Here is a 25,286-nt window from a genome sequence, read left to right as displayed (position 1 = left end):
AGACTTGTCAAATCCGCTAGAATTTGGTAAACTATCAAAGTAACGAATCTATGGCTCGCAGAGAGACCATGGCAGAAAGGAAATTTTTAAAAATGAGAAAAGATATTCATCCTGAATACCGTCCTGTTGTCTTTATGGATACTTCAACTGGCTACAAATTCCTTAGTGGTTCTACTAAGTATTCTAGCGAAACTGTTGAATGGGAAGATGGAAACACTTATCCTTTGATCCGTGTGGAAATTTCATCAGACTCACATCCATTCTATACTGGACGTCAAAAATTCACTCAAGCAGATGGACGTGTGGATCGTTTCAACAAAAAATACGGTCTCAAATAAAAATCGTATTTACATTACAAAAAATGTTGATAATAAGCCTTTTCCAATTTTGGGAAAGGTTTTTTATATAATCAACAAAACTTGGAATCTACGACAGTATGACTTCCAAGTTTTTACCTTTTTTCACATTCAGTATTTTAATTGCTGAATAACCAATACATGGCTATCTTTCACACCATATAAACTATGAAGTTCATTGGGTTCCATGGTTAAAAAACTTCCGGGAACAAGTTGAACTGTTTGACCAGATGCTGTAAAATCAACCTTTCCCTCTAGACAGACAACAGTCACCAAAGCATCAGCCTTGTGTTCAGGAATCGTTTTTCCTTCTCCTAAGTGAAGGTGACGGATGATACGGTTAGTTTCTTCAACAGGTGTTTCCACGACATCAATAGTAGGGCTCATTGTATAAATTTTCATGTGTATTGTCTCCTTGTGTTCAACTTTAATCCTTATAATCTCCCCCAGCAAAACCGTAATATTCTTCTAAAGATAGTCCTGAATCTGCAATCGCTTTCGCTTCTTTCCCAACATAACGCAGATGCCATTGTTCTGGCATATATCCAGTTTTATCTTCTTTACCATTTAGATAGCGCACGACAAAACCATATTCAGCTGCATGTTTCAAAAGCCATTGGCTCGCCTTTTCTTCTGTTACTAGATTTCCGTCTGTGCCAATCAAGTCAAATGCCAAGCCTGTTTGGTGTTCACTATAGCCAGGTCGGGCAGAATAACGATCTGCTGCTTCTTTCCCGTCTTGATTGACATAATTTTGATAAAGAGTAACCTGCGTTTGATAACTACGGAAACCGCTATATTGATGACTGATAGGATAGCCTTCGCGCTGCATAGCAGTAATCAATTCCAGCAATTTTGCTTTAGCAGTAGGATTTTCACCGGGGTTATAATCTGAAGATAATGGATAATGTTTATTTGCGATAACAATTTCATCGTATTTTCCTTTTACACTATAGTAAGAACCATTATAATGAACTTTTGCTTTTTTCTTTGCTGGCTCAGAGGACGCAACTTTTGCAGACGTTGCTTTTCCTTCTTGTTTCGTTTCCACATTCGTTTTCTTTCCCCCACAAGCTGTCAAAAGAAACAAACTCGCTACTAATAAAATCCCAATCCTTTTTTTCATCTGTATTGCCTCATTTATAGAATTTTCTAATTTTCATTATAAGCGTAGATATACTGTCTGTCAATTCAAAAAAGCATGCAATTTGCACACTTTTAATTTTTCTAGTTAATCATTTAAGACGACCATTTTACCAAATCCCACTTGACTTTCGATATAAGAATGGGCTGCTGGGATTTGCTCTAATGAAAAGACTCATTGAGGAGATACATTTCTTTGGTAAGCATCAATATATCTAAAAAGTTCATCAATAAGCTGCTGGCTCACATTGCCTGAATAAAAGCTCGTCAAAAAACTATTATTTTTTATTTCTACGATTGGGTCAAACTCCTCTACATACCATTTGCCACCTAATTGACCAGTGTTACAGATAATTCCTGCACTTTGAATATGGTCAAATGAATTTTTTAAAGTAGCCGGACCGACTAATTCAAGGATTTTATCAAACTTTTCTTCGGTTTGCAAAACTCCTTTTTCATCTAAAATAATCTCATCAAAACCTTGATGTTGAAGCAAATCTTTTTAGCGAGAGAACGAACTGCGCCAACTACACGATTCTGTGGGAATTGCGCCTTTACCAATTTTAAGAAAGCTAATCCAACGCCACTTGTCGCAGCTCGGACTAAGATTGAATCTCCTTCTTTTATCTGCAGATTTTTGAAGGAGCCAAAGGCGGTATAATAGGTCTCTGGAACTGCTGCTAACTCAGACCAAGGTAATTGGCTATCTACGGGATAAATCTGCTCATTTGGAAGTAGAGCATATTCAGCATAAGAACCGTCAAAAGCACGTCCCATTTCACCCATGATGGAAACAATTTTTTGTCCAAGTTGTAAATCTGCCCTTGTCGTTTCAACCACTTGTCCTACACACTCAATCCCCAAAATGCGTGGGAATTGAATAGTTGGAGATAGACCTTTCCGAGTGAAAATTTCTGAATGATTGATCCCAAAACCTTTAATCTTGACTAGAGTCTAGCCTTCTTTTACATTCAGGATTTCTCGTTCTTCTAGAACAAATTTTTCTGGACCACCAGGCTCATAAATCACCATGGCTTTCATTTTTTGATTCATAGAACTTCTCTTTAGCTTGCTAATTCTAGTAGTTTTCTTACAAATTCATTAGCTGGCTGTTGTTTAATTTCCTCTGGCGTGCCATATTGCTGGATTTCTCCCTTATCTAAAACGAGGATTTTCGTACCTAGTTTCAAAGCTTCTGCTATATCGTGCGTGATAAATACGACTGTAATGCCGGTTTCTTCATGCAGTAATTTTAATTCACGCTGTAACTGATAGCGCGTAATAGCGTCCACTGCTCCAAACGGCTCATCCATTAGCAAAATATTAGGTGTTGCAGCTAATGCACGCGCAATCCCTACTCGTTGCGCCTGCCCGCCCGAAAGGGCTGCTGGGTAGCGATTTTTTAGCTGAGTATCCAAACCAAGCATAGCTAACTTTTCATCGATAATCTTCTCTATTTCTGCTTGATTTTTCTTTTGTAAATTTAAGACAAAGGCAATATTTTCAGCGACTGTTAAATGTGGAAAAAGTCCATTCCCTTGAATTGAATAACCGATGTTACGCCGCAATTCAATCAAATCCGTGTCCTGCACATCTTGACCATTGATAAGGATTTGCCCTTGATTCGGCTTGACCAAACCATTTATCATCTTTAACAATGTCGTTTTGCCTGAGCCAGAAGTCCCCACAACTGTCAGAAAAGTGCCGTCTTCAATCTTTAGATTTAGATTTTTGATAATGTCTTGATTCCCATAAGATTTGCTAATTTCTTTATATTCAATCATTTTTTCAAAATCCCTTTCTCTACAAGATAGTCATGAGCAACTTTAGCAGGCTCTTCTTTGTCGTTTTCTACTTTGTGGTTCAATTCTGCCATTTTACTATCCGTTAAAATACCGTCTAATTTTGCCAATGCTTTTTTCAATTGTGGGTATTTTTTTAGAGTGGCTTCTCGAACAACTGTTCCTGCCTGATAAGAAGGATAGATTTTTTTATCATCTTTCAAAACCACTAGATTGGCACCATAAAGCTGTCCATCTGTGGTAAAAATATCAATCGCATCAACTTTTTCGGATTTAATAGCCTGATATTTCAATCCGCTATCCATATCCACTTGAGATTTGAACTTCATACCATAGATAGATTGTAAACGTGCAAAACCGTCTTCACGACCAAAGAAGTCATACTCCGCACCAAAAGTTAAATTAGGACTAGCTTTGGCTAAATCACTAAAGGTTTTAATATTGTATTTTTCTGCTACATCCTTGCGAACGGCTAAGCCATATGTGTTATTAAAGCCAAACGTATTAGCCCAGGCAAGTTGATATTTTTTACGGTATTGACTTTCAAGTATCTTAAATTGACTTTCATCATAAGAACCTGATTTTTTGAGAATAACTTCCCAGATCGTACCGGTGTATTCAGCATAAATATCGAACTCGCCTTTTGTAATGGCAGGGTGAATATTAGCTGTCCCACCACCAACACCCTTTGTCATTTTGACCTTAAGATTGGTGTATTCTTCAATAACTTGCTTTTGCATTTCTCCTAAAATATAGTTTTCTGTCTGTGGCTTGGTCGCAATTTTGACAGTTCCACCCATTGGATTCATTTGAAAAAATGCGATTGTTCCTGCCGCCAATAGAGCTATGAAGCCTACAATAGACAGCCATTTTTTGGATACTTTTTTATGGTTTAAGATTGATTTTTCGACCAAAGAAAGGAGAAAATCAAAGACCAGCGCCAACAAAGCTACTAAAACACTTCCGACCAAAGTTAGGGTTTGGTTATTAGTCGTAATCCCACGGTAAATTGCTACACCAAGACCGCCGGCACCGACGAAAGAGGCAATTCCAGCTAGCGCAATGGTCATCGTCACCATATTACGAAAACCTGCCATCATAACTGGAAAAGCAAGCGGCAATTGCACTTTGGTTAAAATCTGCTTGCGAGTAGAACCCATTCCTTCTGCTGCTTCAACGAGAAGTGGATCAACACCTGTAATCCCTGTATAAGTGCTCCGTACCATAGGTAAAAGTGCATACAAGGTTAGAGCTACAATTGCTGTCTTGTTACCAATTCCTGTAATTGAAATCAAAATCCCTAAAAGGGCAATAGAGGGAATTGTATAAAGAATATTCACTATTCCGATAACGACACCAGCCCAGCTTTTTTTGAAACTGATGAAAATTCCAAGCCCAACTCCCAAAATTAAAGCAAGCAAGATAGACAAGCCCGATATCCAGATATGATCCCGCACCAGACTAAATAGAAACTGCCATTGATTGGTCACTAATTTGATTAACTCGTTCATGCTTCATCCTTTCTTGATTGGCTTAAATTTACTAAAATACGCTCTAAATAAATCTCAAATTCACTGATTTCCAGATCAGAAAAACCACTGTAAAAGATTTCAATGATTTCATCAGAAATTGCATCATATTCTGCTTTTAATCCTTTTGCATAATCTGTCAGACAAATCATCTTTTTGCGCTTATCTTTTTCATGAGAACACCGTTCCACAAGCTTCATGCGAATCATTCGGTCAATCATTTTGGTTAGAGTGTTCAACGTCAAGCCAGTCTGCTCTGACAGTTCGGTTTGGCTTTGATAATTTTTTTGCCAAAGCGCATGTAAAATACGTCCCTGCTCTCCATTAAAGGCTTGGATTCCTCGTTCTAACAAAATGTGGTTCATCAGTCGATTGGACAAACGATGAATTTTTCCAATGTAAAACCCACTATTAATTATTTTTCTATCCAACTGTTTTTCCTCTAAAATTATACGATATAGAAGTTTATTTATAATACTATATCGAACCTTTTTTGTCAAAGATTTGGTTTCAAAAAAAAGATGAGCAAGTGCTCATCTTGAAATAATCTTTTGTACCCGTTCCCTTAAATCAGGGATTACGGTTTCTGCAAACCAAGGATTCTTAGCCATCCAAATTTGATTTCGTGGTGAGGGGTGGACAAGCGGGAAAAATTTTGGCAAGTAGTCTTGATAATGTTTTACCGTATCAGTTAGTTTTACAGTTCCTTTTTGATGAAGGTAGTATTTTTGAGCATACTGACCAATTAGAATGGTCAATTCAAGATCTGGTAGCAAGTCTAAAATCGGCTGATGCCATTTTTCAGCAAAACCCTTGCGAGGCGGTAAATCACCTGATTTTCCATGCCCTGGAAAATAAAAGTCCATTGGAATCGCAGCAAAATAACCTGAATGATAAAAAGTATCATAATCAACACCCATCCATTCACGCAAGCGATCACCGCTCTTATCATTCCAGTACAAGCGCGTTTCCTGCGCTTTGATGCCCGGTGCTTGACCGACAATATTGATACGTGCCGTTTTAGGCGCTGCAAAAAGTGGCTCAATTCCTTGCTTTGTATATGCTTGATTTTGTGAATCAGCCATAATAGCTTTCTTAATGTCTTCTAGCGTTTCCATTTCTTGCCTCTATTTTTGATAATTCTTCTTCATATAGTTTTTCAAATCAGTTGCCTGCCGTCCTGTGATTGTCCGAAAATCATCTGTCACAATATCCAGACAGCCTTGACTTCCAGCTTGATAAAGAGAAGCCAGCACAACACCGAAACCTTTTGGTTGATCATAAAGGGCAGCAAATTCCTCAACCGTCACTGGTTGGTAGCCAATCTCGTGACCAGAAACCTCGGACAAAAGATTAGCCAGCTCCAACATTGTGTAATTGCGTTCTTGAGTCAAAACATACGTCTTTCCCTGTAGGGCAGGTAACATAGCCAGTTTGACAATAGCTTCTGCACTATCTTCCCGCGAAACAAAGCTCATTTTGGCATTTCCCATTGGATAAATAACAGCCTTGCGCTCTATTAACTCAGGTAAATAAGGCACCAATGGATCAGCATACATAGCATTTTTGATAATGCTGTAAGAAAATCCAGCCGACGCTAGACGAGTATTGGCATATGCAAAGAAAGCTGCCATGTGAAATGGACTATTGACTTGATCGGCGAAAAATCCAACAAAGATAAAGTGCTTAACTCCAGCTCTTTCTGCTGCAATGACCGAATTTTCAAATTCTGGCACACGCACAATGCTTGGATGGGAAATACTTGGAATGTAAATCAAAACATCCGTTCCACGCCAAGCCTCGACCATAGAATCCACATCTAAATAATCAGCTGCTCTAACATCAATCCCTGCTGTTACATATTGACTTGCTTTTTTGGGACTTCGAACAGATAGCCGAATTTCATTAGAATTTAAATGTTTCTGTGCTTCGGCAACGACCTTTTGCCCCAATTGACCTGTCGCACTCGTAATTGTATAAATCATAATATTCCCCTTTCTTTGAAAGAAACTCAACTATTTCTAGCTGAGTTTACCTGTTTTATTTAATCAGTTCATAAATTGCTTCAGCATAAATAGCTGCTGCACGGAAAAGATCTTCTACATCTATAAATTCATTTGCTTGGTGCATGGTATCTGTATAGTCTGGGAACATGGCACCATAAGCAACACCGCGTTTCAAGAGACGACCAAAGGTTCCTCCACCAATAATTTGTTCATGACCTTTTAGACCTGTTTGCTTTTCATACACGTTCAAAAGCGTTGTCACAAGCGGATCTTCCATTGGAACATAGTGAGGAACATGCTCGTGCTCTGACAATGTCACATTTTCCACAGGTAAGTTTTCCAATTTAGATTTGATTGATGCTGGATTGGTTCCTTGTGGATAGCGGAAATTAAGAGCAATGGTGTTGTCATCGCTTGTTTCATCAAATCGGAAGACCCCTGCATTCATAGAAAGAGCACCCATTTTTTCATCTACATAGTCCACTTTTAAGGCTTTCCCTTCGTGGTCTTCTAAAAGAACGTTTCCTGCCACTTCAAGATAGTCTTTAGCGGAATCTGCAAAATCAAACTGAGTCAGGAATTTTGCCAAATAAGTCGCACCATTAACACCAGATTGCGGTGAAGCGCCATGAGCAGATTTACCAACAATTGTAACTGTTATTTGACCATTCGGTAATTCTTGGTATTCAAAGCGAAGTCCATGTCCTTTGGCAAATTCGTCCAATTTATCTACAAGATTTGGCATATTTCCTGATACTACTGCTGTTGCAGATTCAGGAACCATATTTTCACGAAGTCCGCCAGTAAAGCTATGCAAGCGCGCAGCTCCGCTATTTTCCCCTGCAAAATGAAGATATTCAGTAATATTTCCTTTTTCACCATTGATAATCGGAAATTCTGCATCTGGCGAAAAACCAAAATCTGGCTCTGGAAGATCAACATGTTTGAAATAATAGTCCATATCAGCCCAGCCGGATTCCTCATCTGTACCAACTACAAAACGAACCTTCTTAGATGTCGGCAAGCCTAATTCTTTGATAATTTTCAGTCCATAATAGCAAGCCATCGTCGGCCCTTTATCATCGCTCGCACCACGCGCATAGAGTTTTCCATCTTTAATTGTTGGTGTATAAGGATCTGTATCCCAACCGCTTCCAGCCGGCACAACATCCATATGCGCAAAAATTCCAAGCACTTCTTTTCCTTCGCCATATTCAAAATGCCCTGCATAATTGTCAACATTCTTCGTTGGATAGCCATCACGCGCGGCTAATTCTAAGAATTTTTCCAAAGCCTTAACAGGTCCAGGCCCAAAAGGATGTTCTTTATCTGCTTTCGTGTCATCTCGCTCGGAATTAATTTCCAAAAGGCTAAACAAGTCAGCCAACAGAGCATCGCGACGTTTTTCAACTTCTGCTTTAAAATCAATCGTCATAAAATCAGATTCCTTTCTATCAACGTTTTTCAATAATCTCATCCACTGGCAAACGATAACTTGGCTCCAGTTTGTCGTCTGTGTAACCAACGGTAATTAAAAGTTCTGGACGGAAGCGTTCATCAATATCTAGCACTTGATTGACTTTCGACTTATCAAATCCAAGGATAACATTGGAACCAATTCCTTGGTCAGTCAATGCTAAAACAAGATTCATTGCCACCAAACCAGCATTTAAAGCCAAATAATCGCTTTTTTGCTGCTCAGAATAATGCCCATATTCAACCGGTAAATTTTGCATATAATATTGCAACAATTCATCGGACATATTATTGACCCCAGCCACACGAGCAATTTTCCGAGCGCGTTTAACTAAGTCTGTATCTGTAAAAAGAGCAATCGTCACAGGTGCTTCTGTGATTTGGTCTTTGTTTGCACCGAAAGCAATCTCAGCCAACTCTGCATTTTTCTCACGCACAACTACAAATTTCCAAGGCTGGCTATTATGAGCACTTGGCGCTAAAGTTGCAATTTCAATCGCCGTCCGCACATCTTTCGGATCAACTGCTTTATCATTGAAATGCTTCGTTGCATGACGCTTTTTATTTAATTCAAGAAATTTCATAAGGACTTTCCTTTTCTTATTATACTCATTTCATTTTACCATAAATTGGAAGAGCTTGCAGAGGTTTTTCACGAGAAATAGTCTGATGAACTTGCTTCCCTAAAATCTAGGAGTTGGTTATCTTTTTATCTGTAGATTTGCTCAATTTCTCCTGCACGGCCTCTGCCACTTTTCGCGGTACACCCACTTCGACGATTTCATCGACACTGGCTTCCTTAATCTTGGTCAGAGATTTGAAATGCTTCATGAGATTTTGCTTGCGCTTTGGCCCCAAGCCTTCGATACCATCGAGTTGCGATGAGAAGGAATTCTTAGACCGCAGCTGGCGATGGAAGGTAATGGCAAAGCGGTGAACTTCATCTTGAATACGTTGGAGGAGGAAAAATTCCTGCGAATTGCGAGATAACTCAACCATTTTCAAAGGATCGCCAAAGAGTAATTCATGCGTCTGGTGCTTGTCGTTCTTTTGCAAACCAGCGATAGGAATATCTAACCCTAATTGATTTTGAATGACGTCTTTAGCAATATTGACTTGCCCCTGACCACCATCAATGACAATCAGATCTGGTGGCGTCAGCCCGTCACGAATGACCCGACTATAGCGACGCTTGATGACCTCTCGCATACTGGCGTAGTCATCCGGCCCTACCACAGTCTTGATCTTATACTTGCGGTAATCCTTCTTGCTAGGCTTACCATTGACAAAGACCACCATAGCTGAAACAGGACTAGTTCCCATAATATTGGAATTATCAAACGATTCAATCCGAACTGGAGTGGGAATATTGAAGAGCCGGCCTAGATTTTCAATTGCTCCTTGCGTTTTTTCAACAGATTTCTCTAATAAGTCAAACTTCTGCTGTAAACTAACTTGAGCATTCTTAATTGCCAGATTGACCAGCTGTTTCTTTTCTCCTCGTTGAGGCTTGAGAATTTTTGTATCCACCACAGCCCGTACTGATTCCTCGTCAATATCAGATGGAATCAAAATTTCATTGGGAATCAGATGAGATTTTTCCTGATAAAATTGACCAATATAGGTCAGAAAATCCTCATCGGGATCATTGTAATAAGGAAACATATTCACGTCTCGCTCAATGAGTTTTCCTTGACGGACAAAGAAAACCTGTACGCACATCCATCCTTTGTCCACATAATAGCCAAAGACATCCCGATTCTGCAAATCCTTCGCCATCACTCGTTGCTTGGTGCGAAGTGTCGCAATACTTTGAAGCAAATCTCGGTATTCAGCCGCTTTTTCAAATTCCATCTTTTCAGCAGCACTAGTCATTTTTCCTTTCAATTCATCAATAATCTTATTATCATGACCTTTGAGGAAATCTGCTACTTCCTGAGCCATATTTTGAAAAAAATGCTGCTCATTATGGCAAATAGTGTGAGCTCGGCACTGTCCGATGTGGTAGTAGAAACAAACCTTCTCAGGCGGATTGGTACACTTGCGAAAAGGGAAAATTCGATCCAGCAGACGCTTAATTTCATTGGCAGCACCTACATCAGGATACGGACCAAAATACAAGCCACCGTCTTTCTTGACCTGACGCGTAATAATTAGACGTGGATATTTCTCATTGGTAATTTTGATAAAAGGGTAGGACTTATCATCCTTGAGCATGATGTTGTACTTAGGCTGATTTTCCTTGATTAGATTGATTTCAAGCAGCAAGGCTTCAATATTAGACTCCGTGACAATAAACTCAAAATCCTCAATCTCAGACACCAGTGCTTCCGTTTTAGTATCATGACTCCCACGAAAATAAGAGCGCACTCGATTGCGCAAATTCTTAGCCTTGCCTACGTAAATAATGGTGCCATTTTTATCTTTATGAATATAGCAACCTGGACTAGTCGGCAGCAATTCTAATTTTGATTGAATCAAGTTATTCATAATTAACATTATAGCAGAAATGACCAAAAGGAAGTGAAAAGGAGCATGGAAAACCTAAATTATCTGCAATATAAAAAAGAGGACAACAACGCCCTCTTTCAGTAATTGAGATTCCAATTGTCTTAATTGACCATGGTCTCCGTTTCGATATTATTCAAAATCAAGATATTCTTTTTCAAGTTCAAGAACTTCTTCCATCGTTGCACATTCTGTAAGGGCACGTTGAGCCAGTTCTTGCATCTTCTTCGTATCCAATTTTTTCATCAAACTACGTGTACGAAGAACAGATGTTGCACTCATTGAGAACTCATCCAAACCGATACCAACTAGAAGTGGAACAGCAGTTTGGTCGCCTGCCATTTCACCACACATACCAGCCCACTTACCTTCAGCGTGAGCAGCTTTAACTACTCGATCCACTAAGCGAAGGATAGAAGGATTGTATGGTTGGTACAAGTAAGAAACTTGTTCGTTCATACGGTCAGCAGCCATTGTGTATTGAATCAAGTCATTAGTACCAATTGAGAAGAAGTCAACTTCTTTTGCAAATTGGTCAGCAAGCATTGCTGCTGCTGGAATTTCAATCATGATACCAACTTGAATATTGTCCGCAACTGCCACACCTTCTGCAAGCAATTTAGCTTTTTCTTCTTCCAAAATGCCTTTTGCTGCACGGAATTCAGTCAATAAAGCAACCATTGGGAACATGATACGCAATTGTCCATGCACAGATGCACGCAACAGTGCACGTAATTGTGTGCGGAACATTGCATTTCCTGTTTCAGAAATAGAAATACGAAGAGCACGGAATCCAAGGAACGGATTCATTTCTTTTGGCAAATCAAAGTAAGGAAGTTCTTTATCCCCACCGATATCCATTGTACGGACAACAACTGGTTTGCCATTCATTCCTTCCAAAACAGCCTTATAAGCCTCATACTGCTCATCTTCTGTTGGGAAATCTTGGGAATCCATGTAAAGGAATTCAGTACGGTAAAGTCCGACAGCTTCAGCGCCATTAGCGTTGACACCTTCAACATCTTTTGGTGTACCGATGTTTGCAGCCAGTTCAAAATGTTTTCCGTCAGCTGTTACTGTTTCAGCATCTTTCAGTAAATCCCATTCAGCTTTTTGTTTTGCATAGGCTTCACCCGCTGCTTTAAAGGTTGCAACTTGTTCTTCTGTTGGATTGATAATAACCTCACCAGTAATTCCATTCACGGCAACTGTATCACCGTCTTTTACTAATTCGGTAATGTTATTTGTTCCAAGAACCGCAGCAATTTCAAGAGTACGAGCCATAATAGCCGAGTGACTTGTACGTCCACCAATATTGGTTACAAAAGCTTTAACAAAGTTTTTATCTAATTGAGCGGTATCAGAAGGAGTCAAGTCATGGGCAATCACAACTACTTCTTCATTAATCATAGCAGGGTTTGGCAAGCGTACACCAAGCAAGTGAGCCAACACACGTTTGGTCACGTCGCGAATATCTGCCGCACGTTCTTGCATGTATGGATTATCTTCCATATTTTCAAAGAGAGTGATGAACATATCTGTTACTTCTTTCAGACCTGCTTCAGCATTCACTTTTTTTGCACGAATTGTTTCTTTAATCTGACCAATCATTTCTGGGTCAGAAAGTACCATTAAGTGAGCATCAAATACTTGAGCTGCTTCTTCTCCAAGGCTTTCTACTGCTTTCTCACGGATAACAGAAAGCTCGTTCTGTGAAGCTTCAAGAGCTACATCCAAACGAGCCTCTTCTGCATTTGTATCTTCGACTGAAGCAGTCTCAAATGATAAATCCGGTTGAACGAGTAGATATGCCTTAGCAACAGCAACACCGTCAGATGCTGCAATTCCTTTTAGCATTTCTGTCATGTTAAGCCAATCCTTCTTTTGTCATTGTTTCTGCGATTGCTACAATTGCATCATCAGCGTCTGCACCTTCTGCAGTAATTGTTACATCAGCCCCTTGACCAACACCAAGGCTCATAACACCCATGATTGATTTAAGGTTTACTGATTTACCTTTGTATTCAAGAGTAATATCTGAAGCAAATTTGCTAGCAGTTTGAACTAACAAAGTTGCTGGACGTGCGTGAATACCTGTTTCTGCCACAATGTGGAAATCTTTAGAAGCCATAGTTTGACTCTCCTTTAATGTAATCTTTTTGGGGTCTCATGTGATAACCCTTACAATTCTAGATTATAACATCTTTGTAAAATTTTTTCAAGAATTTTATGTGTATTCAGCAAGTCTTTTTTATGAGAATTACTGAAATTTCATTAAAACGAGATTTTCACTATCCAATTGATTGACACATTTTTAATCCATTGTTCCCTAAGGAAAGCTTAGTCTAACGAAGGCAAAAATAGGGGTACATTCTATCTTTATCTTTTTCAAACAAACACCATATCTAGTGTTATAATATTTAAAACCTCAAAGCAAAACACAATATTTAGAACATAATAGTTGACAAAATTTCCTGCTTTGGATATACTGAAATCACACTGAATTTAAAAAATTAGGAGTTCATTATGGTAACTATTTACTCAAAAAATAATTGCGTTCAATGTAAAATGACAAAACGCTTCTTAGACACTAACCATGTAGAATATCGTGAAATCAATTTGGACGAACAGCCTGAATACATCGATCATGTGAAAAGCTTAGGCTTTAATGCTGCTCCAGTCGTTCAAACTCCAACGGAAGCATTTTCCGGTTTTCAACCAGGTAAATTGAAAAAATTATCATAAAATTGTTGTAATCATAGAGCTATCCAGCCGCTTCTATAAACCATAGAAGCTCTTTCTTTTGCAAAACAATTCAATCATTTAGAAAAGGAACAATATGGGACTTAAACAACTCGAAGACGTGACGTATTTCCGTCTGAATAACGAAATCAACCGTCCAATCAACGGACAGATTATGCTTCACAAAGATAAGGAAGCCTTGGAAGCATTCTTTAAAGAAAATGTTGAACCAAATACGAAAAAATTCTCTTCTATCACAGAAAAAATTCACTATTTAATTCAAGAAAACTATCTAGAAAAAGAATTCATCCAGCTTTATTCACCTGAATACATTGAAGAACTGGCTGCTTTCATTCGTGAACAAGATTTTCATTTTAAATCTTTCATGGCAGCTTATAAATTCTACAATCAATACGCTCTCAAAACAAATGACGGTGAATATTACCTTGAAAGCATGGAAGACCGCGTTCTTTTCAATGCGCTCTATTTTGCCAACGGTAATGAAGCAATCGCCAAGGATATTGCCAATGAAATTATTCACCAGCGCTATCAACCGGCTACACCAAGCTTCCTCAATGCAGGACGTGCCCGTCGCGGTGAACTAGTTTCTTGCTTCCTCATCCAAGTAACAGATGATATGAACTCTATCGGCCGCTCCATTAACTCTGCTCTGCAGCTATCTCGTATCGGTGGTGGCGTTGGGATCTCTCTCAGTAACCTGCGTGAAGCAGGTGCTCCCATCAAAGGGTATGAAGGGGCTGCTTCTGGTGTTGTACCAGTGATGAAACTGTTTGAGGACAGCTTCTCTTACTCTAACCAGCTGGGGCAACGTCAGGGAGCCGGGGTTGTTTACCTCAATGTCTTCCACCCAGATATCATCGCTTTCCTTTCTACAAAGAAAGAAAATGCTGACGAAAAAGTTCGGGTTAAAACTCTTTCTTTAGGAGTTGTCATTCCAGATAAATTTTACGAATTAGCTCGTAAGAATGAGGAAATGTACCTCTTCAGTCCTTACTCTATTGAACGCGAGTACGGTGTCCCATTTGCTTATATTGATATTACTGAAAAATATGACGAATTGGTTGCCAACCCTAAGATTAATAAAACGAAAATTAAAGCTCGTGATTTAGAAACAGAAATTTCTAAACTCCAACAAGAATCTGGCTATCCTTATGTCGTAAATATCGATACAGCTAACCGTTCAAATCCAATCGACGGTAAAATCATCATGAGTAATCTCTGCTCTGAAATCCTGCAAGTACAAGAACCAAGTCTCCTGAATGATGCTCAAGAATTTGTACATTTGGGAACGGATGTTTCTTGCAATCTTGGGTCGACCAATGTAGTCAATATGATGACTTCACCAGATTTCGGTAAGTCTATCCGTACCATGACGCGGGCGCTAACGTTTGTTACAGATAGCTCTCACATCAAAGCCGTTCCGACTATTGATCATGGCAATAGCTTAGCTCATACTTTTGGGCTAGGAGCCATGGGCTTACACAGTTATCTGGCTCAACAGTTGATTGAATATGGTTCAGCTGAATCAGTTGAGTTTACCAGCATTTACTTTATGCTCATGAATTATTGGACACTTGTTGAGTCCAACAATATTGCCCGCGAGCGCGGTGTGACCTTCCACAACTTTGAAAAATCTGACTATGCAAATGGTTCATACTTTGACAAATATGTGACTGGCGAATTTGTACCAAAATCTGACCGAGTTAAAAAACTCTTTGAAAATATCTTTATCCCTTCTGCTAAAGACTGGTCAGACTTGAGAGACAAGGTCATGACAGACGGTCTTTATCACCAAAATCGCTTAGCTGTTGCACCGAATGGCTCTATCAGCTATATCAATGATGTATCTGCTTCTATCCACCCAATTACGCAACGCATCGAAGAACGCCAAGAAAAGAAAATCGGAAAAATCTACTATCCCGCAGCTGGTCTATCAACTGAGACGATTCCTTATTACACCAGCGCTTACGACATGGATATGCGCAAGGTCATTGATGTCTATGCAGCAGCGACTGAGCATGTAGATCAAGGACTATCTCTGACCCTCTTTATGCGTAGCGACATTCCACAGGGACTCTACGAATGGAAAACTGAAAGCAAACAAACCACGCGCGATTTGTCTATCCTGCGCAACTACGCCTTTAACAAAGGAATCAAATCAATCTATTATGTCCGTACCTTTACAGATGACGGCGGCGAAGTTGGAGCCAACCAGTGTGAGAGCTGCGTGATTTAAGGAGGACTAAAATTTCTCTTGTTTATGCTAGTACAACAACCGCTATATAAGCCTTTCAGGATATTAAACTATCTGCAAACAATAAGAATCAATTGGAATAAAAGAAAGTAATCAACATGAAAACCTATTACAAAGCCATAAATTGGAATGCCATTGAAGATGTCATTGACAAATCTACTTGGGAAAAACTGACCGAGCAATTCTGGCTCGATACGCGAATTCCCCTCTCCAACGATTTGGATGACTGGAGAAAATTATCACCTAAAGAAAAAGACCTTGTTGGTAAGGTCTTCGGCGGATTAACATTATTGGATACGATGCAATCCCAATCAGGTGTCGAAGCTATCCGAGGAGATATTCGCACACCTCATGAAGAGGCTGTGTTGAATAACATCCAATTCATGGAGTCTGTTCACGCTAAGTCGTATTCATCTATTTTCTCAACCCTTAACACGAAATCAGAAATTGACGAAATTTTTGAATGGACCAATACAAATCCTTATTTGCAAAAGAAAGCAGAAATTATCAACGAGATTTACCTCAATGGAAATGCTCTTGAAAAGAAGGTTGCCAGTGTCTTTCTGGAAACCTTCCTCTTCTACTCTGGTTTCTTTACTCCGCTCTACTATCTTGGAAATAACAAATTGGCCAATGTAGCTGAAATCATCAAGCTGATTATCCGTGATGAATCTGTCCACGGAACGTATATCGGCTATAAATTCCAATTAGGCTTTAACGAATTGTCAGAAGAAGAGCAAGAAACTTTCCGAGAGTGGATGTACGACCTGCTCTACACCCTCTATGAAAACGAAGAAGGTTATACAGAAACTTTGTATGACGGCGTCGGATGGACGGAAGAAGTCAAAACTTTCCTTCGGTATAATGCTAATAAAGCTCTGATGAATCTTGGTCAAGACCCACTTTTCCCTGATACAGCTGATGACGTCAATCCGATTGTCATGAATGGTATTTCAACTGGAACCTCTAACCATGACTTCTTTTCTCAAGTCGGAAACGGTTATCTTCTTGGTGAAGTTGAAGCCATGCAAGATGATGATTATAATTACGGGTTATAAAATATCAATTAACAAAAATAACATCTAATAACACAAAAACACGAATGGGACATACCAACAATAAGTGGTACTACTCCTTTCGTGTTTTTGATTTTAAATTATGAATGATTTGCCATTTTTAAACCACTATTGAAACATCGTAAGCAGCATAACGAGAGCTGCTGGTGTGTTGTTTAAAATATGCACAGCTATTGAATCCTTGAGATTTCCTCGACGTGCAAAGGCAGCATAAAGCACTAATCCCATGGCAAAATAAAGTGGAAACTCTGTCCATTTTGAAATATGAGGAAGTGCAAAAATGATAGATGTTATGATGGCTGCTGATATTTTTTGATCTTTTTCAAAGAAAAAGATCGTCGCAAAACCGCGGAACACCAGTTCTTCAATTATCGGAGCTATCACTGCAACCGTCATCACATATAACAAAGCAAAAAAGATGTGATCAACTGACATAATTTTTCCTAGACTTTGTAAAGCGTTATCGTTGCTGGTCGTACTTTGTCCTGTTAAAAGAATATTTAGATAAGTTCCAACTACTGCTACCACTCTCGCCACTAAAAAGAATAACAAGGCTTTTCCAAAATCTCCCCAAGAAAACGACAGAACTTTGACGTCTTTTGAGATGTGTGTTTGGTATCTTCTCCATAAAGTGCGGATAGCAAAAAACATGAGCACAAGGTAGGCTAACACCAGTAAAATTTCTATATACACGGGCAAATCTTGCCCTCTAGCTAGAAACAACATAGGAATGCCATTGATAGCCATGACTAACACAATTAGTCCCAATAATTTTACAATTCCAAGTCCAATATGGGCTATTTTTTTCATTAAAATTCTCCTCGTATAACTAGTTATATTTCATAAGATTGGGACAGAACTTATCTTGAAAAATTTAAGTTCGTAGTTCCCTCCCTGTAAGACTGCTCAACAGTCTCCCTGACTGTTGAGGCAGTGGATAAAAAAAACAGAGTTTTCGTCAAAAGTGTTCTTTCTAGCTTGAAAAGCGAACAGGTTTGAGACTTGCTTCACAAGCCCTATCCGCTACCTCAAAGCAATGCTTTGAGCAATCACCTACTGCGCTATTCGCTTATCACTAAATGAGATAGAGGCAGAAATACTTTTTGACCAGCCTTATTTAAAGTATTTCTTTATCATAGAAATATTTGCTACATTGATGTAGAGGTGGATAAAGACTACGATTGCAATAGGAAGGTATTGAACTTCACGTAATAGAAGCGAAATAGTAAACAGGAGGATGTAGAACGCTGGCAAAATAAACTGATTTAACTGAAAAGGAATCTTAAAGCTCTGCTCATAATGTGCTTCTCTTTCTGCTTCATCATAGGTCTTCATCAAGGCTAAAACATCTTCGGGAAATGTAACGATTGGCAATTTAAAATGCAGAACCTACTCAATTGTCTTTTGGAGACAATATTGTCCATATAGAATATGACTGCCTTTGAATTGTCCGACTAGACTGTAGTAAATAAATCGTCATACAAAATAAAATCAGATTAAGCACACGAATCATCCACCCGAAAAGTGTACTATTTAAAAAAGTTGGAAAATGGAAATTTCCGAGCCAACTATTTGCTACAAAAATTCCTAGCAAAACACTCACTACTAGTAAACCGATAATTTTCATCCATTTTTTCATCGCTATTCTCCTTTAGATAAAATACATTTTCTACGTTTTCACCAAAAATATGTGCAATCTTCAAGGCAATGATGACAGACGGAGCATACTCTCCCCGCTCAATCAAACTGACGGTTTGTCGAGAAACTCCTGCTTTTTTAGCCAACTCTGTTTGATTCAACCTATCTCGCGCTCGAAGTTCTTTTAATCGATTTTCCAGCTTCATATGCTCCTCTCCTTTCATCTCTATTGTAACTCATCCACGTCATTTTGACAACTATTATTGTCAAAAATAACATTATCATTGTCAATTCAATGTAGAAATTTATCCAATTCATATAAAAATCCCCCAAAATTAGTTTGTACCTAACTTTGAGGGAATCCCTTCAACATGATGTTGATTTTCTTACTTCAACTAGTCATTATTCTTTTTTGAACGTTTTGCTAAGATGAAGATGACAACTCCTAAAATGACAATTCCTACTAAACCAAGGAAGGTTACTTTTTCACCAGTTGACGGAAGGAAGCCACGTCTATTTTGTTTTGGCGCTTCTTTAACAACTTTATAATTCACTTTGTAAGTAGAGAAGTGTGTTGTTTTAAAGCTAATCGTTTGGTCTTTGTTGAGAACAAAATCAAATTTTTCCGCTTGCTTACCGTCTTTCATAGCATAAACAGAATCCACCGTAGCACCTTGTTTCACTGGTACTGTCACTAATGTGGAGCTAACTTGTGACACTGCTTCAACTTTTGGATTGGTCAAAGTAATATCATAGCTATCTGCATTTTCTTCAATTGTCTTTTTAACTGCTAATTTGAGATTAGCCTTTACTAAATCTGCATTTTGCAAACGAACACCTGTAGCTGTATCCACTAAGGTATCAGAAGTTTCGTTTGGTTTTGGTTTTTCAACATCTGATGAACTAGATGTAGAAGTTTCGTTTGTACTTGACGAAGATTGAGATGTAGACGAAGTTGAAGATGACTCACTTGTACTTGAAGATGGTTCTGAGCTAGAGCTTGGTGGCGTTTGCTCATTTTTAATCTTTTCTTCCATTTCAGCTTCTAGAGCTTTCATTTCTTTAAAGACTTCCTCTGCACGCGCCATACTAGATGCAGTCACTTCTTCTGACGAAGCTCCTCCTGCAGCTGCATATTGTTCATCTAATTTGGCTTGTTCTTCAATCAATCGCGCTTCCAGTGCTTTCCATTTTTCTTGAATGCTATTGCCAAATAGTTTTTGATATTTGGCTGCCATATCGTAAATGTGTGACGCAACCCAGTACCAAGAATCTTTGTCATATTTCGTTGTATCAACTTGATAAGCAGCATAAGTATTGTTGATATTTCCATAATATGGTAGGTATGGAGCGAAACAAGGACTACCAACAGAAAGCCACATTGTGCCACCACCCATGCTAGCAGGGATATTATCTTTCAATTGGAAAATGTGCGCTTCCATTACGTTTGGATTGCCAAGAGGATATTTATAGACTGGATCTACTTTTCCACGCTGAGGAATGCCCTTCCCGTCCAATTCCATTTGGTCAAGGGGTTTAAATTGCGTTCCTTCAAAACGGTTCCGCTGCATCCGCATCACATCTGCAACGCTGATTTTTTTATTGCTAGATTGCAACAAATCAAAATATTTATCATCATAATTGACTGGTGCGTCTGGGTTCAAAGCCTTAATACCAGCCCAGGCCCGTGAACGATCAGCTTCTGCCATTGGCGGATTGTAAGATTGGGAAATATGGAACTTGCCATTGATTTCCTTGTAGGAATTTGCATCTCGTGCTACTTTTTCTACATTTTCTGAAGCAATGACATTTTCCTTATCATTAAAATCAACACTTCCTAAGAAGAAGGTATTAGGGAAAATACTATATTTGTCGTCTGGATATTTAATGGCAACATATTGGTGGCCAGAGAGGATTTCCATGTACCAGACACCTGTCTTATCTGCAATTGTCACAATGTTTCCTTCAGCAGCACCTTGTTTTTTGACAATCTCTGCAATGAGCTCCACACCTTCACGAGCTGTTTTGACATGTGGCAAGACAACCGTTGTCATAATGGATTCTGCTAGCCCTTTTTCTACATAAGGATCAACTTTCTGGATAGCTTTATTCGCCTTAGCTGATACTGTAGCAGAAATGGAAACTCCATGCTCATTGAAGCCTACTTCATCAAAAATACCTTCTTTTGGTGTAACGTCCGAAACAGAAGTATATTTATAGCTATGTGCAGGTAATTGCCATTCAAAGCCATTCGTTTCATCAATCAGTTTTTCTCCTGCTTGATTGTCCTTGGCTGGATGAACTTTAAAGACTTTGTTATGATTAGGCTCCAAATCCTCTGTACGACCATACAAAGTCGAACCATCTGCTGTCAAGTTCTTCCCAACAATAAAACCTGTACAGGCTTCTACTGCTTGAAAAGGAAAGAGCATAAGAGCAGATAACAGAATTGTTAATCGAAAAATCAATTTTTTCATATATTTCTCCTTTTATGATTGTATGTTGAATACATCAACCTTTAAGAGTGAGCATCACTCTTATCACCTTTTTAAAACCGTATACCCTAAATTTAGTATACTATTTTAAATCTATTTTAGCAAGCGCTTTCATGTAAGTTTTGTGTGTTTTGGTTCCTTATATCTTAAAATTCATAGTAAAAAACCAGGAAATCATTCCTGGGTACATCGTTCATATTGTGAAATCTTTTGCAGTATTTTTTGGTAATCGCTTGCTTCTAAATGATAAGTTAATTCCTCTGGGCTGTAGAAATTTTTTCTCAAAAAGAAATTGCTCGGTAATTCTAATCCTAAAGTATCCAAAACGGTCTGGGTAAATTCTACATAGGCAAATCCAATGGCTGTAATAACATTCTTGTCTTTTACAACAGGCTGATGGAGCATATTTTCTTTTTCCAAAAAAGAAAAATACTCTACCAACTCCATATACAGACCACCTGTGTAATACCTGCTTCTCAACAAACCAGCTTTTCCTAAAAACATAGACGATGAGGAAATAGCCGCTACCATCGTCCGCTTTGTGTCTACCCTCTCCAAAAAAGAGATTAGTCTGGAATCATAAAGGCTAACAAATGGATCTAGTGTGCCTGGCAATATGATGCAATCATACTTTTCATTTTGCACTTCTTTAAAAGTAAAATCTGGAATAACTTGCAATCCTTCTTCACTCGTATAGACTTTCTTTTCTGAAGCAAGATAATCCAAAGATTGTCCAAAAGAAAGACAAAGTATTGATGTCAAAGTTGTGATTTCCTGCAATGAACATGCTGGATACAATAAAACTGCTATTTTCATAGAGGCTCCTTTTAGAAACATAAATCAAATGTTTGCTACACTTGCTTTGCCAGATATACAAATTACATTTCATTCTGTACGATTGCTGCTATCCAGATAGGTGTATAGTTATCATCCTCCATAAGAGATTTTATTTTCTATGCTTTTCAGGATCCCAAACAAAGCTTGCGATAAAACTAAAAACAAATGTCAACAAGCCAACAACAAGGGATAGTAAGAGGGCAATCAAACGTGGCAACAGCAATAATATATTTGGACTTTTTTTCACTTCAAGAGCTGCTACTTCGGCATCTAAACGATCAAATTCTGTCTGAATACGACGGGCAACTTCTTCCACACCTTCATCATTCATCTTTTTGATGTCTGAAATATCAATCGGGTGCCCAAAATCCATGTCTACACGTTCACCTTTTGCCAATCCTTTCAAATGCATCGGACCAACATAAACGACTGGAAGAATCCGTACCTTTGCCATTTTCGCAATCAAGGCTACACCGCCCTTAACATCTGTCGAATGCCGACTTCCACTTGGAAACATAATCAAAGAACGATCGCTTGATTTCAACATCTTGACAGGGTATTTAATAGCAGATGCTCCAGGATTTTCACGGTCAATCGGAAAAGCACCACACATCCGAATCCACCAACCAAAAACGCGATTCGTGAATAATTCTTTTTTTGCCATAAAGATGAATTGCTTAGGTCTTGTTGCAAAAGCCATGTAAACAGGATCCCACCAAGTACGGTGTGGAGCCACTAAAATATAATTTTCCTCTTGGTCTGGAATGTTCTCCAAATGGTGGTAGTGCGCATTGCCATTTAAAGCCCATAAAATCAACATCACCAATCTTCTCAAATATCTATAAAACATAGGCTCTCCCTTCTTATCCTTTTCATTATACCTTATCCAATGCCCACTCGCAAACTTTTTTTGCTTTAAAACTGTTACAGCTGAATGGATTCTATTAGAAATTTTATTAAAAAAATGGTATGATTATCCTCATGAACATGAAAGAATTTACAGGATTAACCCACCAGCAAGTCCAAGAAAAAATTGCACAAGGACTTACCAATAATTTTACAGCCAATACAAGTACCAGCACCTGGCAAATCATCAAGCGCAATGTTTTTACGTTATTTAATGCGTTAAATTTTGCCATTGCCCTGGCACTCGTTATTGTACAAGCATGGAGCAATCTGGTCTTCTTTGCCGTTATCTGCTTCAATGCTTTCTCTGGTATTGTCACAGAGTTACGCGCCAAGCACATGGTTGATAAACTCAATCTCTTAAATAAAGAAAAGATTAGTGTTATCCGTATCGGGCAAACCACATCTATCAATCCAGAAGAGTTAGTTCTAGGTGATGTGATTCGTTTGAGCGCAGGTGAGCAAATTCCAAGCGATGCAACTGTTTTAGACGGTTTTGCAGAAGTAAACGAAGCCATGCTGACAGGAGAAAGCGACCTCGTCCAAAAGGAGATTGGGGATCAACTGCTCTCAGGAAGTTTTCTTGTCAGTGGTCATGTAATAGCTGAAATTACTCATGTCGGAGCTGACAATTACGCCTCTAAGCTCATGCTAGAAGCAAAAACCGTTAAACCAATCAATTCTCGTATCATGAAATCCATGGACAGAATTGCAGGTTTCACAGGGAAAATCATTATTCCTTTTGGGATTGCGCTCTTTCTAGAAGCACTTTTGGTAAAACACTTGCCTGTCAAAGATTCGGTTGTCAATACTTCGACAGCTCTTCTGGGAATGTTGCCAAAAGGAATTGCACTTTTAACGATTACTTCACTTTTAACAGCAGTCATCAAGTTAGGATTGCGAAAAGTCCTCGTACAAGAAATGTACTCCGTCGAAACGCTAGCTCGTGTTGATATGCTCTGCCTTGATAAAACAGGTACGATTACCCAAGGGAAAATGCACGTTGAAACCTTCAGCCCACTCACAGAAGATTTTTCAGAACAAGCAATCTCTGACATTCTTAGTGCTTATATCACTGCAAGCGATGACAATAATCCAACTGCCCAAGCCATTCGCAAGCAATTTACTACTCCGACTGACTATCAAACAAGTAATATGATCCCATTTTCTAGTGACCGTAAATGGGGAGCAATGGAAATGTCGGACTTGGGTACAGTCTTTCTCGGTGCACCTGAAATGCTCTTTGATAAAGAAATTGAGCTAGCACAGGAAGCCCAAAAGCGTGGTTCGCGCGTACTCGCTTTAGCCATTAGTCCTGAACGCATTGACCATAAACACATTCACTTACCAACTAGCATTGAGCCCATTGCTATTTTAGAAATCACAGATCCGATTCGTGACGGGGCAGCTGATACTTTGGAATACTTACGCTCACAAGAAGTTGGCTTGAAAGTCATCTCAGGTGACAATCCAATTACTGTGTCAAACATTGCTGCAAAGGCAGGATTTGCAAACTACCAAAGTTATGTTGACTGCTCAAAAGTAACGGATCAAGAGTTGATTGAGCTGACAGAAACGACTGCTATCTTTGGCCGCGTCTCTCCTCATCAAAAGAAACTTATCATTCAAACCCTGAAAAAAGCAGGGCACACCACAGCTATGACTGGTGACGGAGTCAATGATATTCTGGCATTACGGGAAGCAGACTGCTCCATTGCCATGGCTGAAGGAGATCCCGCAACACGACAAGTTGCCAATCTCGTTTTGCTCAATTCTGACTTTAACGATGTCCCTGAAATTCTCTTTGAAGGACGCCGTGTTGTTAATAACATCGCCCGCATTGCACCAATTTTCCTCATTAAAACAACTTATTCGTTCATTTTGACAATCATTTGTATTTCCAGTATCTTACTGGGTCGAGCAGAATGGCTCTTAGTCTTTCCATTTATCCCTATTCAAATCACCTTAATTGACCAATTTGTTGAAGGTTTACCACCTTTTGTCCTCACCTTTGAGCGCAATATCAAACCAGTCGAACCCGACTTTCTTAAAAAAGCTATTTTTAAGGCTCTACCGAGCGGTTTAATGGTCGTCTTTAGCGTTTTATTTGTCAATATTTTCGGTGGGCTGCATGGCTGGTCACAGGTGGAAATCTCAACTCTACTTTATTATTTATTAGGTTCTATCGGCTTTCTATCTGTTGTTCGTGCCTGCCTGCCACTCAATCTCTGGCGGATTCTGCTGATCCTCTGGTCACTCATTGGCTTCTTTGGAACAGCCGTTCTCCTGCAAAAGTACATCGAAATCGCTACTCTAACCAGCAATAGCTTCCCAATCTATATCATTTTGATGATTTTATTTACAATTACTTTTATTGTCGTGACACACATACAGAACAAACGGGAAAAAAATTTATAAAATTTAAGGTATAGCAGTAAGAAAAAACGTACATTTTTGTCTTACTGCTTATTTTTGTTGCTTCTTTTCCTCTAAATCA

The 25,286-nt window shown here is 38.9% G+C and carries 23 protein-coding genes and 1 pseudogene; 5 read left to right on the top strand and 19 right to left on the bottom strand.

Going from position 1 to position 25,286, the window contains the following annotated elements; all coding sequences use genetic code 11:
• Positions 1-92 precede the first annotated feature (92 nt).
• The gene (locus IYQ91_RS07285; protein ID WP_003023866.1) at positions 93-338 is read left to right on the top strand and encodes a type B 50S ribosomal protein L31; all 246 of its coding nucleotides are present in this window, start codon (positions 93-95) and stop codon (positions 336-338) included.
• Between the two features lie 129 nt (positions 339-467).
• Here the strand turns inward: IYQ91_RS07285 and IYQ91_RS07280 are convergent, their stop codons facing one another.
• The 13 genes and pseudogenes from IYQ91_RS07280 to IYQ91_RS07220 all read right to left on the bottom strand — a co-directional run bounded on the left by IYQ91_RS07280 (position 468) and on the right by IYQ91_RS07220 (position 12,951).
• Positions 468-758: an AraC family ligand binding domain-containing protein gene (locus IYQ91_RS07280; RefSeq protein WP_195673477.1), complete on the bottom strand. Its 291-nt coding sequence runs from the start codon at positions 756-758 to the stop codon at positions 468-470.
• 25 nt (positions 759-783) lie between these two features.
• On the bottom strand, positions 784-1,482 hold the full coding sequence (ldcB, locus tag IYQ91_RS07275) for an LD-carboxypeptidase LdcB/DacB (RefSeq protein WP_195673476.1): 699 nt from the start codon (positions 1,480-1,482) through the stop codon (positions 784-786).
• A gap of 105 nt (positions 1,483-1,587) precedes the next feature.
• A pseudogene (locus IYQ91_RS07270) lies at positions 1,588-2,552 on the bottom strand (zinc-binding dehydrogenase).
• 11 nt (positions 2,553-2,563) lie between these two features.
• The gene (locus tag IYQ91_RS07265; RefSeq protein ID WP_195673475.1) at positions 2,564-3,283 is read right to left on the bottom strand and encodes an ABC transporter ATP-binding protein; all 720 of its coding nucleotides are present in this window, start codon (positions 3,281-3,283) and stop codon (positions 2,564-2,566) included.
• Positions 3,280-4,812 (bottom strand): glycine betaine ABC transporter substrate-binding protein, encoded by a 1,533-nt coding sequence (locus IYQ91_RS07260; protein WP_195673474.1) that lies wholly within the window; start codon positions 4,810-4,812, stop codon positions 3,280-3,282. The genes IYQ91_RS07265 and IYQ91_RS07260 overlap by 4 nt, the downstream gene beginning before the upstream one ends.
• On the bottom strand, positions 4,809-5,261 hold the full coding sequence (locus IYQ91_RS07255) for a MarR family transcriptional regulator (protein ID WP_018543559.1): 453 nt from the start codon (positions 5,259-5,261) through the stop codon (positions 4,809-4,811). The genes IYQ91_RS07260 and IYQ91_RS07255 overlap by 4 nt, the downstream gene beginning before the upstream one ends.
• A 102-nt stretch (positions 5,262-5,363) precedes the next feature.
• Positions 5,364-5,948, bottom strand: a complete 585-nt coding sequence (locus tag IYQ91_RS07250; protein ID WP_195673473.1) for a uracil-DNA glycosylase family protein — start codon at positions 5,946-5,948, stop codon at positions 5,364-5,366.
• A 9-nt stretch (positions 5,949-5,957) separates the two neighbouring features.
• Positions 5,958-6,815, bottom strand: a complete 858-nt coding sequence (locus IYQ91_RS07245) for an SDR family oxidoreductase (protein ID WP_195673472.1) — start codon at positions 6,813-6,815, stop codon at positions 5,958-5,960.
• Positions 6,816-6,870: 55 nt separating this feature from the next.
• Positions 6,871-8,271 carry a dipeptidase PepV gene (pepV, locus tag IYQ91_RS07240; protein WP_195673471.1) on the bottom strand — a complete coding sequence of 467 codons (1,401 nt, stop codon included), beginning with the start codon at positions 8,269-8,271 and terminating at the stop codon, positions 6,871-6,873.
• A 19-nt stretch (positions 8,272-8,290) separates the two neighbouring features.
• Positions 8,291-8,896 (bottom strand): nitroreductase family protein, encoded by a 606-nt coding sequence (locus tag IYQ91_RS07235; RefSeq protein ID WP_003041180.1) that lies wholly within the window; start codon positions 8,894-8,896, stop codon positions 8,291-8,293.
• A 106-nt stretch (positions 8,897-9,002) separates the two neighbouring features.
• Positions 9,003-10,802 (bottom strand): excinuclease ABC subunit UvrC, encoded by a 1,800-nt coding sequence (gene uvrC / locus IYQ91_RS07230; protein ID WP_195673470.1) that lies wholly within the window; start codon positions 10,800-10,802, stop codon positions 9,003-9,005.
• A gap of 150 nt (positions 10,803-10,952) precedes the next feature.
• A complete protein-coding gene (gene ptsP, locus IYQ91_RS07225) occupies positions 10,953-12,686 on the bottom strand; it encodes a phosphoenolpyruvate--protein phosphotransferase (RefSeq protein ID WP_003036105.1) in 1,734 nt (577 codons plus the stop codon).
• A gap of 1 nt (position 12,687) precedes the next feature.
• Positions 12,688-12,951 carry a phosphocarrier protein HPr gene (locus IYQ91_RS07220; protein ID WP_003023815.1) on the bottom strand — a complete coding sequence of 88 codons (264 nt, stop codon included), beginning with the start codon at positions 12,949-12,951 and terminating at the stop codon, positions 12,688-12,690.
• Positions 12,952-13,346: 395 nt separating this feature from the next.
• On the opposite strand from IYQ91_RS07220, the gene nrdH reads away from it, so the two are divergent.
• The 3 genes from nrdH to nrdF all read left to right on the top strand — a co-directional run bounded on the left by nrdH (position 13,347) and on the right by nrdF (position 16,895).
• A complete protein-coding gene (gene nrdH, locus IYQ91_RS07215) occupies positions 13,347-13,565 on the top strand; it encodes a glutaredoxin-like protein NrdH (protein ID WP_003023812.1) in 219 nt (72 codons plus the stop codon).
• 94 nt (positions 13,566-13,659) lie between these two features.
• The gene (gene nrdE / locus IYQ91_RS07210; protein ID WP_195673469.1) at positions 13,660-15,819 is read left to right on the top strand and encodes a class 1b ribonucleoside-diphosphate reductase subunit alpha; all 2,160 of its coding nucleotides are present in this window, start codon (positions 13,660-13,662) and stop codon (positions 15,817-15,819) included.
• 116 nt (positions 15,820-15,935) lie between these two features.
• Positions 15,936-16,895, top strand: coding sequence for a class 1b ribonucleoside-diphosphate reductase subunit beta (gene nrdF / locus IYQ91_RS07205; RefSeq protein ID WP_195673468.1), 960 nt, complete (start codon positions 15,936-15,938; stop codon positions 16,893-16,895).
• A gap of 126 nt (positions 16,896-17,021) precedes the next feature.
• Here the strand turns inward: nrdF and IYQ91_RS07200 are convergent, their stop codons facing one another.
• The 6 genes from IYQ91_RS07200 to IYQ91_RS07175 all read right to left on the bottom strand — a co-directional run bounded on the left by IYQ91_RS07200 (position 17,022) and on the right by IYQ91_RS07175 (position 22,733).
• Positions 17,022-17,723 carry a CPBP family intramembrane glutamic endopeptidase gene (locus IYQ91_RS07200; RefSeq protein WP_195673467.1) on the bottom strand — a complete coding sequence of 234 codons (702 nt, stop codon included), beginning with the start codon at positions 17,721-17,723 and terminating at the stop codon, positions 17,022-17,024.
• A gap of 303 nt (positions 17,724-18,026) precedes the next feature.
• Entirely contained in the window at positions 18,027-18,287 is a 261-nt protein-coding gene (locus IYQ91_RS10040) for a DUF3169 family protein (RefSeq protein WP_229311734.1), read from the bottom strand.
• 194 nt (positions 18,288-18,481) lie between these two features.
• Positions 18,482-18,757: a helix-turn-helix transcriptional regulator gene (locus IYQ91_RS07190; RefSeq protein ID WP_195673466.1), complete on the bottom strand. Its 276-nt coding sequence runs from the start codon at positions 18,755-18,757 to the stop codon at positions 18,482-18,484.
• A 189-nt stretch (positions 18,758-18,946) separates the two neighbouring features.
• Positions 18,947-21,028: a C69 family dipeptidase gene (locus IYQ91_RS07185; protein ID WP_195673465.1), complete on the bottom strand. Its 2,082-nt coding sequence runs from the start codon at positions 21,026-21,028 to the stop codon at positions 18,947-18,949.
• Positions 21,029-21,220: 192 nt separating this feature from the next.
• Positions 21,221-21,862, bottom strand: coding sequence for a DJ-1/PfpI family protein (locus tag IYQ91_RS07180; RefSeq protein ID WP_195673464.1), 642 nt, complete (start codon positions 21,860-21,862; stop codon positions 21,221-21,223).
• A gap of 130 nt (positions 21,863-21,992) precedes the next feature.
• Positions 21,993-22,733: a lysophospholipid acyltransferase family protein gene (locus IYQ91_RS07175; RefSeq protein WP_195673463.1), complete on the bottom strand. Its 741-nt coding sequence runs from the start codon at positions 22,731-22,733 to the stop codon at positions 21,993-21,995.
• Between the two features lie 119 nt (positions 22,734-22,852).
• Between IYQ91_RS07175 and IYQ91_RS07170 the strand changes: the two genes are divergently transcribed.
• Positions 22,853-25,207, top strand: a complete 2,355-nt coding sequence (locus IYQ91_RS07170) for a cation-translocating P-type ATPase (RefSeq protein ID WP_195673462.1) — start codon at positions 22,853-22,855, stop codon at positions 25,205-25,207.
• Positions 25,208-25,286: the final 79 nt, after the last annotated feature.

This window comes from Streptococcus sp. HF-2466 (genome assembly GCF_015594645.1).
GTDB classification, from domain to species: domain Bacteria; phylum Bacillota; class Bacilli; order Lactobacillales; family Streptococcaceae; genus Streptococcus; species Streptococcus anginosus.
Note: the sequence above shows the minus strand (reverse complement) of the source record. Positions and strands in the feature narration are given on the sequence as shown.